General features: G+C 39.3%; 13 protein-coding genes. 11 read left to right on the forward strand and 2 right to left on the reverse strand.

Going from position 1 to position 16,746, the window contains the following annotated elements; all coding sequences use genetic code 11:
- Positions 1-29 precede the first annotated feature (29 nt).
- A complete protein-coding gene (locus VEHSUH05_RS00610) occupies positions 30-221 on the forward strand; it encodes a hypothetical protein (protein ID WP_054674084.1) in 192 nt (63 codons plus the stop codon).
- 106 nt (positions 222-327) lie between these two features.
- Here VEHSUH05_RS00610 and VEHSUH05_RS00615 read toward each other — a convergent pair whose 3' ends face one another.
- Positions 328-2,748, reverse strand: coding sequence for a tetratricopeptide repeat protein (locus VEHSUH05_RS00615; RefSeq protein ID WP_105090420.1), 2,421 nt, complete (start codon positions 2,746-2,748; stop codon positions 328-330).
- A 548-nt stretch (positions 2,749-3,296) separates the two neighbouring features.
- Complete coding sequence (locus VEHSUH05_RS00620; protein ID WP_054674083.1) at positions 3,297-4,079, reverse strand: basic amino acid ABC transporter substrate-binding protein; 783 nt, start codon at positions 4,077-4,079, stop codon at positions 3,297-3,299.
- 130 nt (positions 4,080-4,209) lie between these two features.
- Between VEHSUH05_RS00620 and VEHSUH05_RS00625 the strand changes: the two genes are divergently transcribed.
- From VEHSUH05_RS00625 to VEHSUH05_RS00670, 10 genes are all read left to right on the forward strand, one after another.
- On the forward strand, positions 4,210-5,391 hold the full coding sequence (locus VEHSUH05_RS00625) for an amidohydrolase (RefSeq protein ID WP_105090421.1): 1,182 nt from the start codon (positions 4,210-4,212) through the stop codon (positions 5,389-5,391).
- Positions 5,388-6,479, forward strand: coding sequence for a Cof-type HAD-IIB family hydrolase (locus VEHSUH05_RS00630; protein WP_105090422.1), 1,092 nt, complete (start codon positions 5,388-5,390; stop codon positions 6,477-6,479). The genes VEHSUH05_RS00625 and VEHSUH05_RS00630 overlap by 4 nt, the downstream gene beginning before the upstream one ends.
- Positions 6,480-6,611: 132 nt before the next feature.
- A complete protein-coding gene (locus VEHSUH05_RS00635; RefSeq protein ID WP_105090423.1) occupies positions 6,612-6,848 on the forward strand; it encodes a 4Fe-4S binding protein in 237 nt (78 codons plus the stop codon).
- A gap of 285 nt (positions 6,849-7,133) precedes the next feature.
- On the forward strand, positions 7,134-8,669 hold the full coding sequence (guaA, locus tag VEHSUH05_RS00640) for a glutamine-hydrolyzing GMP synthase (protein ID WP_105090424.1): 1,536 nt from the start codon (positions 7,134-7,136) through the stop codon (positions 8,667-8,669).
- A 265-nt stretch (positions 8,670-8,934) separates the two neighbouring features.
- Positions 8,935-10,323: an SAVED domain-containing protein gene (locus tag VEHSUH05_RS00645; RefSeq protein ID WP_054674076.1), complete on the forward strand. Its 1,389-nt coding sequence runs from the start codon at positions 8,935-8,937 to the stop codon at positions 10,321-10,323.
- Between the two features lie 13 nt (positions 10,324-10,336).
- Positions 10,337-11,446, forward strand: a complete 1,110-nt coding sequence (locus tag VEHSUH05_RS00650) for an SMODS domain-containing nucleotidyltransferase (protein ID WP_105090425.1) — start codon at positions 10,337-10,339, stop codon at positions 11,444-11,446.
- Entirely contained in the window at positions 11,447-13,270 is a 1,824-nt protein-coding gene (locus tag VEHSUH05_RS00655) for a HesA/MoeB/ThiF family protein (protein WP_105090426.1), read from the forward strand.
- Positions 13,270-13,740, forward strand: a complete 471-nt coding sequence (locus VEHSUH05_RS00660; RefSeq protein ID WP_105090427.1) for a M67 family metallopeptidase — start codon at positions 13,270-13,272, stop codon at positions 13,738-13,740. The genes VEHSUH05_RS00655 and VEHSUH05_RS00660 overlap by 1 nt, the downstream gene beginning before the upstream one ends.
- A 412-nt stretch (positions 13,741-14,152) precedes the next feature.
- The gene (locus tag VEHSUH05_RS00665; RefSeq protein WP_105090428.1) at positions 14,153-15,592 is read left to right on the forward strand and encodes a DUF5677 domain-containing protein; all 1,440 of its coding nucleotides are present in this window, start codon (positions 14,153-14,155) and stop codon (positions 15,590-15,592) included.
- 21 nt (positions 15,593-15,613) lie between these two features.
- Positions 15,614-16,696 carry a hypothetical protein gene (locus VEHSUH05_RS00670; RefSeq protein ID WP_245875900.1) on the forward strand — a complete coding sequence of 361 codons (1,083 nt, stop codon included), beginning with the start codon at positions 15,614-15,616 and terminating at the stop codon, positions 16,694-16,696.
- The last annotated feature ends 50 nt before the right edge of the window (positions 16,697-16,746 follow it).

The following is a 16,746-nucleotide window of genomic DNA, read 5'->3' on the forward strand; positions in this document are numbered from 1 at the left end:
TCCATGGCAAAAAAATAGAGAAAAAATTATTGGATAAAGAAGAAAAGCGTGCTAATGAATTATTAGACGAGTTAGATATGGATAAAAAAGATGATTCCGATATTGCAGTGAATGTAGAAACCGGTAATAAGTTCTATGATCGATTATTGAAAAAAGAGACAAAACGAATGTATGAACAAGAAGAGGAATTAGGTATAAAACCTAATTCAGACAAAAAATAAATTAAAGAACAGTCGTATATAAAATGATTATTTTGTAATACTCACATACAGATGGTTTGTTTTATAGCTTTAGCAGTGGTTACATCAGTAGCCACTGCTATTTTTATTACTGCAAATCTTTAGGAACTCTCAGTTGTTTCCAATTATCCAGTTCCGGTATTTCCAGCGTATTAATGGTTTTTTGAATCCAATAGTTTAACGATATTTCGTTATCGAAGTAGTGCTCAAATAGATATGCGTTTCCAGGGGTATTCTGTTGTTCACCGTTTTCGTCGATGTGATGGCGTACGGATTCTTTCAGATACAGCTGCACTCTGAACAGATGAGCGGAATTGCCGCGAAAGATGAAGTACGACGGTCCGATGAAGTCGTGCGTGCGGATGTTGATTTGCTTATACTGTTTATCGTTGAGGCCTTGCAGTGCTGTTTGAATCATGGCGCCGGCGTCATCGTATTCTTCGAGCAGAAACGGTTCCTGATCCACATCAAGCACATAATGCCAAGTCGGTTGCGATTTTTCGCTTTCAAGGGCCCACTCGTCGGATAATGCGGCTATGGTGCGATCTTCATAGATCGTGTGTAGAAGTGTCCGCACCGATTCGATATCCAGCACGGCCTTATAGGTGATTTCCTGACCTTCCGTTTCGGTATAACCGTATAATCGTACCTGGTACTTGTTATTCGGGAGAGGCTGTGCCTCCAGTTTATTGAGATTGCGGAGCGTATTCGGAATGGACAGGAAATGATTGTAAAAGCTGAGCATCATGCGTTGATGTTTCTGTAATGCTGTCTCAATCGTATTCCAATCGTATAATGTGGTCTCCCAGGGATTATCATCCGTATCAACGGCAAGGCGTGCTCCGAATTGCGGCCATGCTGCGGGGGCCGGACGTGCGGGCGACACGGATTCCGTGTAACCTTCCCTATAGTGCCAATGTCCGTCAATTTCTTCAAAGGTCTGCAGGCGATCCGCCGCTTCATCATCGACGGGAAAACTCCGCATTTCTTCATCGCAATTGGCCTTGTGGGACAGGATGTACTGATGGGAGCTTTCATAATAATGAACGGCCATATCAAGATCAGGGGTGCCTGTAACATATCCTTTTTCATAAGCGTAGCCAAGGGCGACACGCGTCAAGGCGCGGGTAATGTCGTAAAAAAGAACGCGATCCTCTTTTTCAAGGGCGCGGGTTTCCTCCTCCAAGACGCGCAGCAATGACTGGACGGCGAATCGGGTATTTTGCGAAACGCCCAATCCATGCAGCCGTATATAGGCTATGTAGGGCAGGGCGAATATGAACCGGTCCTTTGTGGCCGCCGTATGGGTTAAATCCGCAATGAGCCCCCAGTCCAACGGCAGATGTCCTATGTGAAAAATATATCCGAAGGCCGCCTGCAGCGCCGCATAGCCGGCATCGTTGAAATTTTTTGTGGCGGCTTTTCGATAGAGTCCTATGGCTTTAATCGGGTCATAGGGAATCGTGGCGCGCAAATTCTGTATATCATAGAAATGGTAATAATAGTCCGCCAATTCGGCGATGCACTCCGGTTGTCCCAAAGCGACACCCTTCGTAAACCATGTGAAAGCATCTTCGTAGCGGCCGTTTTCGTGACAGTCGAGACCCGTATAGAGCATCATCGTCGGATTTCCCAGCTCCGCAGCGGTTCGTGCAACACGCCGTGCATTGTCATGGTCACCTTCGTCGATGTAAATATTCCTGAGATTGCCCTGAAACATGGCCAGTTTATTATCTAAGGCCTTGTTGAACCAAAACTTCGCCGCATTCAGTGCTTTTGTATGCAATGCTTTGTCCGTCACGGTTCCTTGCAGCGCCGCGATACCGTCCTGAATATTGCGACTCTGAAAGACCCGCTGTAATCGATTAGACCACTTTGAATCTGTGGGCTCCAGTAATGTTCTGGCCGCATCGATACGCCGGTCATCGCGCCAGAAAAATACGTTGCCGATGATGTACTGGCAGTACGCGTCGCCTTGCTGGGCGTACTCGTATACGATGTTGAAAGCATCATCAAAAGACAGCTCTATATCCTTTTTTACCGTAGGTGTGACAGAGCCGGCAATGCGCAATGTCTGTAAGGTACCGATAGGACTATGTCGGCGAATGCTGTCGTGAAGGCATTGGTATGTACGCATGTTGTCTTCAGGAAATCCGGACTCCTCCCATGTAAAGTGAGGACCTGCATAGACTCGAGCCAATAGGGCGTACGCATCACCGAGTTCGCGATTTTCCGGATTTTTTAACAGAATCGATAATTCCTGATCGATTTCAGCAGCTCCAGCAGCTTCAGCATTTTCACTAGTTTCAGCATTTTCAGTTGATCCGGTGGGGGCGGTATATGTTGCCACATCCCTGCGTAAGCCGTGATGTGTTGTATGGTTGTCGATACTTTGATTATTTACAATTAACTCTAAACGGCGTAAACCCTCTTGAGCTTGCTTTGGATCGTAAGACGTAAAAATCATGTGGAAGACCTCTTGCAGGCGGTCTGTGAAATATTGCCCCATAAGGACTCCTTTCGTTTTTAACATTTCATATTTATTATATACCGAATCCATTAGTGGCGGTAGAGTGATGGGGTCCTCTCTAAAAGCCTCCAAGGCCACCGCTACGCCGCCAAGTCGTTTTTAGAGAGAACCCCATCACCACAAACCACGGTTGGGATTGCAGTAAATAATAAATATAAAATTTCTAAAGATCGTCGGGGAGAAGCGTGTTAGCGATACAAACAAAATAAACCTTTAGCGGACGTAGGTAGATAGAAAAAAATAAAGGCACCTCTAAAAAAACGACTTGACATACCATTTTTCTTCCTATACAAAACAATAACCCTATTTGCTGTAGTTTGTAAAAAAAATAAATCCTCGAGGAAAACGACTTGGCGGCTCCTAAAAACGCGTTAGCGATACAAACAAAATAAACCTTTAGCGGTGGCCATAGGTAGATAGAAAAAATAAAGACACCTCTTGAAAAATGACTTGGCGCCGAAGGGGTGGCCTCGGAGGCTTTTCAAGAGGTGTCTTTATTGATAGCGTACTAAGCGCACGTTAAAGGGTTATTTTTTTGTATAATCTCCGAACCATTTATCGTAGATTTTTTGGTATGTGCCGTCTTCTTTAAGTTCTTTGAGTGCTTTGTTAACAGCTTGTTGCAGTTCGGTGTTGCCTTTTTTCACGCCCAGTACGGTGCCCGGGGATTGTGTAGGTTCGCCTACGAGTTTAAGGTCTTTGTCGGCGCCTTGTTTCAGGTAGTACATGGCAACAGCGTTGTCGAGGATAGCACCGTCAATGGTGCCGGCTTTTAATTCCATGAAGATATTCGCATTGGAATCGATTTCTTTTACCGTCGTTCCCGGAATTTTATGCGCCATTTCTACAGGGATCGTACCGATCTGAACACCTACGGTTTTATTGGCTAATTCATCCATGTTGTGAATCGTGTCGTTGTCCTTGCGTACGACCGTGATAAAGCCGCCCTGATCGAAGTATACGTCTGAGAATTCCAATGCTTTTTCCCGTTCCGGTGTCGCATTGATGCCTGCCGCAATCATGTCAATATCGCCGGACTGAACAGCCGGAATCAAAGCGTCGAAACCCATGGATTTGAATTCCATTTTCATGCCCAGTTTTTTAGCGATTGCTTCGGACAGATCAACATCGAAGCCCACATATTTATCGCCTTCCGTAAATTCAAACGGCGGGAACGTCGTCTCGGAACCTACGCGTAATACGCCCTCCTGTTGAGTCATTTTACCTTTTTCGCTGCCGCAACCGGCCAGAATTCCCATTGCCGCTACAGCTACGAGGGCGAGGGCAGTCAATTTTTTGAACTTGAACATAATATCCTCCTAAACCATGTCATAAACGTCGGTTTCTACAAATCTGATTATATTGTACGGAATTTTGTAACAATAGGCAATAACATTGTATAATTAAAGGTATTAAATCACGATTTTTCAGGAGGTGCATATGTCCCGTATCGATACGTTCCGTTCCGCTTGTGAAAGCTTCGTGCAGGATGCTTTCACGATCAATTATACATTGGCGAAGAATCCGGAGATTTCCGGCTGCGAGTTTGAGTCCGTTAAAACCATCGGCGCCGTTCTGGAAAAGCACGGCATTCCCGTTACCTATGAATTCTGCGATTTGCCGACCGCGTTTAAGGCGTCCGCTGTGAAAGTAGAGAACCCTCAGGGGCGTCTGGCGATTCTCTGTGAATACGACGCACTGCCTGAGGTGGGGCATGCGTGCGGCCATTGCGCCAGCGGGTCCATGAGCGTATTGGCGGCTCTAGCGTTACATAAAATGCAGGAGGACGGCGCGGCTTTCACCATGGATATCGATATTATCGGGACCCCTGACGAGGAGGCGAAGGGGTGCAAGGTCGATATGTGCAATGCCGGCGTGTTCAAGGAATATGATTTGGCGATTATGGTGCATCTCGACGGAAAGGAAACACGGCCAAACTCGCAGTTTCTCGCCCTCGACTGCTTCCGTGCTCAGTTCCACGGCAAGCCGGCCCATGCGGCAGAGGAGCCCTGGAACGGCGTTAATGCGGTGAACGGTGTGCAGCTGGCGATTCACGCGATGGATATGCTGCGTCAACAGGTGCGGCCGGAGACGCGTATCGGTACATGGATTATCGCCGGCGGTACCGCATCTAACGTGATTCCTCCGTTCGGTGAGCTGGAGGTGACGGTACGCCATACGGAGCGGGAGTACCTGAACGGTGTATCTCAACAGATTCAACAGATTTTTGAAGGGGCGGCGCTCTGTACGGGAACGACCGTGGATTATGCGTTTTACGGAAATTCCTATGACAGCATGAATCAGAATGAGCGGGGCACACATCTCATCGAAGAGGTGATGACGGAACTCGGCATTGATTTCGAACCGGGACCGGCCGATATCGGGGGCAGTTCGGATATCGGTAATGTGAGCTTTCAATGTGCGGCCTTTCATCCGAAACTTCGCCTGGCCGGTGAAGAGAAGGTGTGCCACTCGAAAGAATTTGCAGCTGCCATGCTGGAGCCGACCATTGAAAAAACAATCCGCGACGGCGCCGGCATTATCGGCGGGACCTTGCTGCATGTGATGGATGAACCGCAGGTGATGACGGATATTGTAGCGGAGTTTAGGGAGGTCATATGATTCACTCAGACAATTTAACGGTTCAAAACTATATTGGCCTCACCGGTGACAAGCCGATCCGATTCATCGTTTCCGATGTGGACGGTACTTTGGTCAATGATGCGAAGATAATCGACCCGGAGGTGGTGGATGCCGTTCGTGCCGCCCGTGAAAGCGGTATTCGCGTTGCTATCGCCAGCGGTCGGGCGTGGAATGAAATGCATAATGTTATTGACGCATTGCCTTGTTTGCGGTACTTTATGTGTACCAACGGGGCGTACGTCATCGATAAGGATGAAAATAAAAACCTGTTTCATATCGCCTTTGATAAGAAGCAGGCGCTATATTTGCTGCGCAAACTTCTTGCGTATGGCGTGTACGTGGAGGCTTATGTGAAGGACGAAATCTTCGGCATGTATCCTCCGTCGCGATGTATCACGCCTGAACGGTTAACCTCGTGCATTTGTGATCGTCGTGAGGAGTCGACTGACATAGTATCCGGCACATCGATAGACGGGAATCAATCCGTATCCGTCGGAGTCAATCATAATTCGGTGAATGGAGGGTTGTCGGATTGCGAGACGGAGCAGTCTACGTTCTTTTTTCGTCCGAATATCCGCCCTTTCATCCTGGAGACCCGTACCATGGTTTGTGATTTGTTATCTCATATGGAATCCTTAGATGAAGGGCCAGAGAAAATCCAAATTTTCTACGGTGATGAACCGATGCGTCAGCGCATTTTACAGGACCTGCGTGACGACTATCAGGGATTGGCTCATGACGGAACGGGGCGGGAGCGCTTTTACGATGTGCTGCTGTCCAGTGAGGGCAATCTGGAATTCGTGTTGCCTCATACTACAAAAGGTACGGCTGTGGAGGCGTTGACACAGCACTGGAGCTTCAGTCCTGACGAGGTGATGACGATCGGCGACAGTGAAAATGATCTGTCCATGTTGCGCTTTGCCGGAGCCGGCGTGGCCATGGGCAATGCAAATGCCGATATAAAAGAAGCGGCCCGCTATGAAACGACGGATAATAACCACCACGGTGTGGAAAGAGCCATTTACTCGGCAATTGCATATAATGAGGCGTTTCATAAACCGCGATGAAATGTGATGATTCGCGATCGTCACGGATAAATTGGTTTCCCCTAAATAATTGGTGTCTGCTCATCGGAATTAATTGTTTTGCGTAAGCGTTATAGGAACGGAAGGTAGAAGTTGACTGAAAGGAGGCTGCGCATGGGAAAAATAAAATTCCATATTGATGATACCTGTGTCAAATGCGGTGCCTGTGCTGTAGACTGCCCTGTTCAGTGCATAACGGAAGGTGCTGTCAAGTTTATCATTGGCAAGGGTTGTATCTCCTGCGGGGACTGTTATTCCATCTGTCCCGTAGGCGCCGTCAAGATGGTAAAATCGGATTCCGTTAAGATGGTAAGACTTAAGGAAGATGCAAAAGAAGATGGTAGAGATTAAATGCTAACTGGTAACTGCCGGCATTTAATACCGGTGATTAGTTACTGGATGTTAATTCTTATACTACATAGAATTGGTAATTAGAATGGGTAATGGAATAATCCGAACGTTTAAAAGTTTCGTGAAACTTTCATACGGAACATGTAGAGGCGAAAAGGCGCCTATGGTATAATAAACTGTAATGAAAACAGGCATTTGTCTGATAAACTCACTTTCGTACAGAAATGTATAACCTATAGAAATCAGTGAATTTACTTTCACAAATAGATGCATACGGAGGAAGGCATGGAAAATAAGGAATTTGTTATTGTTGTTGATTTTGGCGGCCAGTACAATCAGCTGATCGCGCGCCGCGTTCGTGAAAATCACGTATACTGCGAAGTATATCCATACAACAAGGCATTGGGAAAAATTAAGGAACTGAAACCGCAAGGGATTATCTTTACGGGCGGACCTAACAGCGTGTACGAAGAAAATTCCCCGAAAATCGATAAAGAGATTTTTGAACTCGGTATTCCTGTCCTAGGCATGTGCTACGGTATGCAATTTATGGCACATACATTGGGTGGCGAAGTTAAATCTGCGGACAACCGTGAATTCGGCAAAACACCTACTAAAGTGGACACTACATCTCCATTGTTCAAAGGCTTGGAAGAAGACCAAGTTGTTTGGATGTCCCATGTTGACTATGTAGCAAAGGTTCCTGAAGGCTTTGAAATTGTTGCACATACTAAGGATTGCCCTGTGGCATCCATGCAAAATACAGAACGCAAACTATATGCTATGCAATACCATGCAGAAGTATTGCACACTGAACATGGTAAAGAAATGCTTCACAACTTCCTGTACGAAGTATGTGGTTTCACAGGCACATGGACAATGGCAAACTATGCAAAAACTGCTATTGAAGACATCCGTAACACTGTAGGCGATGGCAAAGTATTATTGGCATTGTCCGGCGGTGTAGACAGCTCCGTTGCGGCAGCACTTATCTCTAAAGCTGTAGGCGACCAATTGACTTGTATCTTTGTTGACCATGGTTTAATGCGTAAAAACGAAGGCGATGAAGTTGAAGCAGCTTTCAAAGATTCCGGCATGCATTTCATCCGTGTCGATGCAGAAAAACGTTTCTTAGATAAATTAGCCGGTCTTGAAGATCCAGAAGCGAAGCGTAAAGCTATCGGTGAAGAATTTATCCGCGTATTTGAAGACGAAGGCCGTAAAATCGGTTCCGTTGACTTCTTAGCGCAAGGTACAATCTACCCTGACGTTATCGAGTCCGGTACCGGTGAAGCGGAAGTTATCAAATCTCACCACAACGTAGGCGGCTTGCCTGCAGTTGTAGACTTTAAAGGCCTTATCGAACCATTGCGCAACCTCTTCAAAGACGAAGTACGTGAACTCGGTTCTGAATTAGGTTTGGCTGATTACCTCGTATGGCGTCAACCATTCCCGGGACCCGGCCTTGCTATCCGTGTAATGGGCGATATTACAAAGGAAAAACTCGATATTCTGCGTGATGCGGATGCCATTTTCCGTGAAGAAATCGCGAAAGCCGGACTTGATCGCAGCATCAATCAGTACTTTGCCGTATTAACATCCACACGTACCGTAGGCGTTATGGGTGACTTCCGTACATACGATTATACATTGGCATTGCGTGGCGTAACGACAACAGACTTCATGACCGCTGACTGGGCACGCATCCCTTACGACGTATTGGATACAATCTCCCGTCGTATCGTAAACGAAGTACAACACATCAACCGCATCGTGTACGATATTACATCTAAACCACCTGCTACAATTGAGTGGGAATAATAAGAAATATTGATTTTAAATTCATTAACTAAACTTTTGAGTAATATTTACTTTAACTGAAAGGTAAAAGAATAGGTTTGAAAGGGAGAGTTTTGGATTTAAAGAGTGCATAAAAGCCTCCCATCATTTTGGTGGGAGGCTTTTGTACAGAAGTGAGTAATAAAATGTAATTTAGTTATTTGGTGTTATAACAATTGAAAGAATTTTTGTGATTTTTTTTATTATGTTAAAGTTAGGCGAAAAAATATGAAAAGAGGAGTATAGTATGGGAGGAAAAGAAGCTTCACGAGGCTTTTTGTATCAAGCATTTGCATCCGTTCTTGAAGCACTGTGTCAAAAGAATTGGGATAAAATTTATATTGAATTTGAGTCTGAAAAGGATAAGGTTGATATTGCATTAGAAAAAGAGAATAGGATTTTCAAAAGCATTCAGGTAAAATCGACAATAAATACCTTTACTAAACATTCGCTAAGCACATGGTTACAAGCTCTTATTAGTGATGATGTGGGTTCGAGTGAGTTTGAGTTGTTTCTAATAGGGCAATGTGATAATGATGCTATTGCATTTATCAATTCAATAGATAAATTTCAACGCAATAACTTGGATAAGAAAACACAAAATTCATTGAAAGGATTTAATACCGATATCATACAAGGTAGAAAAATAAAATTTAAATGCCACTCTTTTGATATTGATACATTGGAAGCAAAAGTTAGAGATTCTTTACTTAAATATATTTCAAATAAAAATAAAAGACTGACTTTTGATCAAATTAGCTTCATTGCTTCTGCTACTGTACATGATCAAATAATTTCTTCAACAAATGGTAGAGGGATTGATAGAGATACATTTGATGAGGCGTTGGAAAAGCGTATTTTTATGGTGGCTGATGAGTGTTCTCCTAAAAGAATATCTATCAGTGTTCAAAGCTTTACACGTGGAACCGTGATATTGGAAGATATTACGCAATGTTTGTCCTTAATAGAGAGGTTTGAAGGGCGTAATCTGAAAAGTGAATATGATTGGAATAATGATATTTATCCCATACTGAGAGACTTTTTGCTTGAAAATACTAACGATAAGGATGCCTATCAAATATATTTAGATACACATTTATCGTTAGCTTTTGCTGCGGGGAGAGTTCTTGATAGCAAATCAGGTGTTAATATATTTCCAATGCAAAAGACCGCAACAAATGGTATTGAATTATGGGATGTAAAACAATCAGCTCAGCGAAATTATTCGAATTGGGATATTTCACATGAAATATTTGATAAATCCCAACTGGATTCTGTATTAATACTAAATGTTACTCACCCTATTTATAATGATGTGGTTAGATATATTAAAGAAAAAAATCTATCAGTTAGACGTATCATAAATTGTACGCCTAACAAAGTTGGTGCCACAAACTTTTCAATAGAAGATGGAAACCATGCAGCGAATCTTGCTAATTCTGTTTGTAGTGCTATAGCAGAAAGGTCTATTGAAGAACGACGAGCAACGCTACATATTTTTGCTGCTGCGCCAAGTGCATTTATGTTTTTTTTAGGACAAAACTCACGTGGATTTGGTAAATGCGTTTTGTATGAATATGATTATGAACAACGAGGTTCTTGCTCATATTCAAAATCAATAAGTTTCATAAAGTAAAGGAGAAGTATTTATGTCTATTGTGCCGTCATATTTTAAAGACTTTTTATCTAATATCCGTTTGTCTGAAAATCAAGTGAATGACTTGAAAACAGGACATACAACGTTAAGAAAAAGATTGGAAGAAGACGAAGCATTATCGAATATTATTGTTAGCACATTTTTGCAGGGGAGCTATCGACGTTCTACAGCTGTCAAACCTAAAAATGGGAACAAATCCGATGTTGATATTATTGTTGTAACAAAGTTAGACTCTGAAGAATATACGCCAGAAGAAGCATTAAATATATTTGTACCTTTTTTAGACAAGTACTACAAAGATAAGTATAGACTCCAAGGCAGATCAATAGGTATAAGTTTAAGTTATGTTGACTTGGATATTGTACTTACCTCCGCCCCAAGCAAAAGTGAAATAGGAATATTGCAAGATAGAGCCATTATTTCTGAATATACAATTGAAGAATTTCAGCAAAATTTGCTTACAAAATCGTTAGATAATGTTTTGGTTGAAAGTACCTATAATATATTTTGTAAATCGGATAGCGAATTGCAATGGAAATCTGATCCACTTCTAATTCCTGATCGTGAAGTTGAAGAATGGGATAAAACACATCCGCTTGAGCAAATTCGATGGACAATTGAGAAAAACAAGAACTGTAATACACACTATATAAATGTTGTTAAGGCATTAAAATGGTGGCGTAAGATACAGTGTCCAGATATAAAACATCCAAAGAGCTATCCATTTGAGCATTTTATTGGTGACTGCTGTCCGGATGGTATAACTAGTGTAGCGGAGGGTATAGTGTTAACTCTTGAAAATATTGTTTCTCAATATCTTATTAAACCTTTCTTGGCTGATAGAGGTGTACCTGAACATGATGTTTTTGCAAGAATTACAAACGACGAATACGCTGATTTTTATGATACAGTTTGCGGTGCTGCTAAAATTGCTCGTGAAGCTTTTGATTGTGAAGAATTATATGATAGTGTTTGCAAATGGAGAGAGTTATTTGGTACTGAATTCCCCCCTGCTCCAGAACCTACAAAATCTAATTCTTCAACAGGTTTTTCAACTCGTACTGAAAAGTCAATAGCTATTCCAGAAGGAAGATTCGCATAAATGGAAAGAATACAGATTCCTGATAAATTAAAACAGGCTCGAAGAGCTTTGGATTCGTTATCACAGGTTAAAATATTAGATGATTGGAATTTTGATAATGAATTAAAAGTTTGGTTTTTACATTTAGGCATATCAATTAAATATGAAACATCTTATTTTCCTCAATTGTCCCAGTGGTATGTTATAGCAGAAGATAAATATCCAAAGGGTAAAATTAAGATATATCCTGATGTAGAAAATAGTATTAATGTGACATTATATCATCAAGCTAATAACTCAGAATTGGAAAAGAATGGTCTGTGGAGAAAAGGAGCATTGTGTTTGGAGAGAAACACAATATCTGGTTTTCAAGGAGAGCCTTATAGTGTTGATGAACGATTGATATACCATGTAAGTAGGGCAATAATTTGGCTTGAGTTAGCGGCACAAAATAAATTAGTATTAGATAATGAGCTGTTTGAATTGCCTGAGTTTAGTTTGACTTATGTGTCTGAAATGCAATTTGTTTTTTCTGAAGACTGTGTTACTTTTATGCAATGGCAAAGTACTGATTGTAGATATGGAATCGCAGAATTAGATGTTTACAAAAACAAGCCATCTGTGTATTATGTAAAGTATTTTAAATCATTAAATGGCAATATAGTGCACTATACAAAATGGGGGAGCTATCTTTCTAAAACGAATATATCCCCGTCAATTAATGCTCCGTGGATACTTTTGGAGCATCTTCCAGTAATTAATGAATGGCAAGCTCCAGAAACTTTGGATGAGTTAATAACTGTTTGTAATAGTCAACAGATTGATGTTATGAATATATTGGAACAGGTTGTATCAAAGATTAGGGATGGGAAACATCATTTACTACTACTTGGCTTTCCAATTCCGAGAGTTTTTGGAGGTGAGACCGAAAGTATTTTTTGGATGGCTATGTATTTACCAGTTTTATCATATGGTGAAAAGACAGCAAATGGATTCCGAACTAATCACAAAGGATGGTGGTTTCGTGATAAAAGAGACGTTTTAACACGAAAGATGAAATTGGAATGGATTATTTCAGAAAACTGGAATCAACAAGAAATATTGCAGAGAGGGAAATTGAACGACCTTTTACTTAGAAAAAAGATATTGCTTCTTGGAGCAGGTTGTATCGGCGCATCAGTAGCAGAAATACTTGTACGGGCAGGACTATACAACCTTACTATTGCAGATTCTGACATATTTGAAATCGGAAATTTGTCACGTCATGTTCTTAATATAAGTAATATTGGAGAACTTAAAGAACAATCATTGAGCGATTATCTTAATTCCTTAAATCCACATGCAAACATTGAAGTAATTAAAGATATCCTTACAATTGATGAAGAATATAAAACAAATATTGATCTAGATAAATACGATATAATTATTGACTGCACAGGAGAACATAATGTTCTTGATATTTTTGAAAAAGTTGTTTTTACAAAAAGTCATATCATAACCTCTGTATCTGTAGGTTTGGGAGCAAAGCATTTATATATAGCGCTAATGAGTGGCAATTCTTTTAGTTTTGATTCGTTTTATGAGTTGATTTCGCCATATATACAAAAAGAAAGAGAATTATTTGATGATTACAACTTACCAAGGAATGGAATTGGTTGTTGGCACCCTACATTTCCTGGAAGAAGTGATGATATCTGGCTTGCAGCTTCTACAGCAGTAAAGGCAATCGAAAATTATATTGTTTTTAAACCAGAGAAGACTCTTTCAGTTGTTTATGAACAAAAAGAAAATAATGGGATTTTTGAGGGGTATATATTGGTAGAAAAAAGGAAGATAGATAATTAATGATCTTTAAAGATAAGAGTCAAACATATAATATATATTTGGGAAAAGAAATATATAAACAAATGATTGGTTATTGTAATGAATCCAATCCTTATGAAACGGGAGGTGTGTTAATAGGAAATTACTCACATAATCAAATGATAGCAGATATTTTACAGATAACACCAGCACCTAAGAACTCTCAACACTCAAAATATAATTTTCGTAGGAGCTCAAGCGGATTAAAAGAGCTTTTAGATTCAGTATGGAATCAAGGTTTATATTATTTAGGGGAATGGCATTATCATCCGAATGCTTCGGCTGACCCCAGTGATATTGATTTAAAACAAATGTTTACCCTGTCCAGGAACAATGATTTAAAATGTCCTGAACCGATATTGATAATTATTGGAGGGGATGAAAGAAATTGGCAGATCTCAGCTAGTGTCTTTTTTAATAAAAGCTATGTACGTTTAGAATTAGTAGAATAATCAGAGTTCACATCTAAGAGGAAGGAAAAATGTTTGGATAGAAACTTAAAAAATATTTAAGACATCGACGCAAATTAAATTAAACATGACATATGGTAGAATTTAAGTGTTTTTTATATTGAAATTATGGGATAGGTGTAAATAAAAGTTTTGAAAATATTTTTTTTGTTCTGGGGAGCTTTGTATGAAGATTGAAGGTAGGTAGTCGTAATATTTAATGCAAAGATGAAGGTATTAGTTTTTATAGAGGGGAGGACTCTATGGATGATGCTCAATAAACAAATCTACTAAGGTCACATGTAGAAAATTTGAACTTGCTGCATAGAGAATTAACTAGAAGATAAGGGTTATTTTAATCTATAAAAGAGATAAATAGATATCTTCATTATTATTTTGAGGAGAAGTCATTTTGATGGAGCGAATTAAACTATCAAAGCATATAAAAAAAGGCGATACATTATATACACCTTATACCAATCCAGAAGGGCTTGGAGCCAAGTTAAGTTTATCGAGTTGGTCTAAAAATTGGCTTCCAGAATATTTATGGATTGGACTAATTATTCATAAATATGGGAGAAAAATAGGCTTAGAGAAAATTAATAATATTATTTATGAATTAAATTCACACTCAATATGTATTCCTCAGTTTTCCAAAATACATGAGTTAGAGCAAGAACAAAGAGAGTATTTTTGGTCTATTATTTTAAACCATGTGGATCGTAATGTATTGGCTCCATTTACAATTGTTGCGACACCAGATGTAGATGATGTTTTCTATAATTTCTTTTTTGATTATTCAATAAATATTGATGATAGTATTTCTGAACTTTTCTCGATAATAGAAAAATGTAGTACATTTCATGATGAACTTACAACAGATATATGTTTTTCGGTGAATTGGTTCTATATAAAGAATGGGAGATTAAAAATTTCAAGTAAATTAGATCTGTTGCCACAAGCGTTGACTACTTATTACAAATATAATCATTCTGATGAAAAAATGAGGATATATAGGCCTGCAATAAGGGCAACATTTCAAGGAGTAAGTAGTATTGATAGTAGTAAAATATTTTCAAAAATGATATGGGAAAAATTGGCAGAAATACTGGAATGTAATCCTTTAGTGATAGTATGGAATGGAAATGAAGAAATGAAACTCTTTGAAAAAATATCAAAAGTTATTGATTATATTGCCGCTACTAATGATAATAAAAAGATGGATGAAAAATATGCAGTTGTAATGGGGATTACTTGCTATATATATAAAATTTATAAAGAAATATCAGAGAAGAAACTTCAAAATGATATAAGTGGAAGAATACTATTTAGAACTATGACGGAGAGTTATATAAATTTAAAATATATTATGTTGCAAGAAGAAGAAATTCCTGATGTGTATGACAGATTTAAAGCTTACGGAATAGGAAAGTATAAGCTTGTTATGGCTAAGCTGAGAGAAAGTAAATACTCTGTTTCAGATGATGCACAGCTTCATCTAAAAATGATGGAACTTCTTGTTAATGAGGATATGGATGAGGCATTTGTTGATACTAGTTTTGGATATTTTGATAAAACACAAATAAACAAAAAATTTATTTCATGTGATGAACAAATGCTGTACGAGATTTATTATGAATATGGAACGAATTTTACACATGGTTTTTGGGGAGCAATAAGAGAATCTTCAATGCTTTTATGTGACAATCCAACCCACAATTATCATATGATTCCTGATTATAATGCCGAACAAAAATTAAGAAGTGTACAAGATGATTGTGATATGCTTTTGAAGAAATTGTTTGAACTTATTTCAGGATATATTGAGCTTCCTGATTTCTATTATGCTAATTAAGTGTAGAAGGGAGAAATTAGGTTGATTGAAACAAAACCCTTAAAGAAAATAATGAATGAATATCTTTCCGTTCTTGAAAAATATGAAGATAAAATTGATTGCTTTACACAAGACGATATTAAGAGATTGATAGGTGAAGTCCGCTTGTTTTGGTATCGTCAGAAACGTTATGTATGCTATTTTCTTTCAAATATTGATAAAGAGGATTATGTAACATATTTATCAGGTGCTGTAAGATTGGATATAAGTAATTCTGGTCACAAAGAGTATATTATTGTAAAAGGATGTAGGTTAATAAATGATCCATTCATGAAGATGTCGACTTTTTACCGTGGAACAGATAATGAAATAAATTTTGAAACAGTAAATAGATATCTGAAGGATTGCTTTTTTGATATGCTTGTGCTTTTACGTGAGTATTCTGAAGATTTTTTTGTGATTCCGTTAGAAACAATAACTATTACTGAAAGTACTGAATATTATGAGGCACTTAATGATGCTGCGAACCAAATGCTATTGTTATTGTTTTCTAAGCCATATGGCTCTATTGAAGAAATGAAAAATGATAACTCTTCATATGAGGACTTAGAGCGTCATTTACACGGCTGGATAAAAGAACGGATAGTTTTTGATTCACTTGAAGATAGTAAATTGTCAATAGAAGAAAAGTGTAAAAAAGCTCTCAAAATGGGGGGGAAGTATATTCCTTCCATGGAGTCGATGAGTGTGGCTGATCTATTTTATATCTTGATTAGTCAACATTGCATGGGGGCGATCGCAACATTTAATTGCATGCAAAACTTAAAAATTATTCCATATATTAGGAATGATATTGCTTTTCAATATTTCGATTTGCTTTTTCATTCAAGTATAAATGATAAATTTGATATGTCCGATTATTTGAAAGTATTTGTGCCTTATATATTGCAAAAAACATTTGACTTTTCTAAATGGGATTATGCAGAAGTAAAGCAAAAAATGGGTGAAGGTAGTCTTACTGATTATATTCTTGAGAACATAGTAATTGAAGAAGCTGGTTATCCAAAAATTTCTGATATAGTTGACAAAGCAAATGATTATATAGAAAAACTAAAAATGAATTAATTGTAAAGGAATAGGGTAACTGAATTTTGGGATTTCGTTCCTCTTGAACT

The sequence above is a fragment of the Veillonella denticariosi JCM 15641 genome (genome assembly GCF_002959855.1).
In the GTDB taxonomy this organism is placed as follows: domain Bacteria; phylum Bacillota; class Negativicutes; order Veillonellales; family Veillonellaceae; genus Veillonella; species Veillonella denticariosi.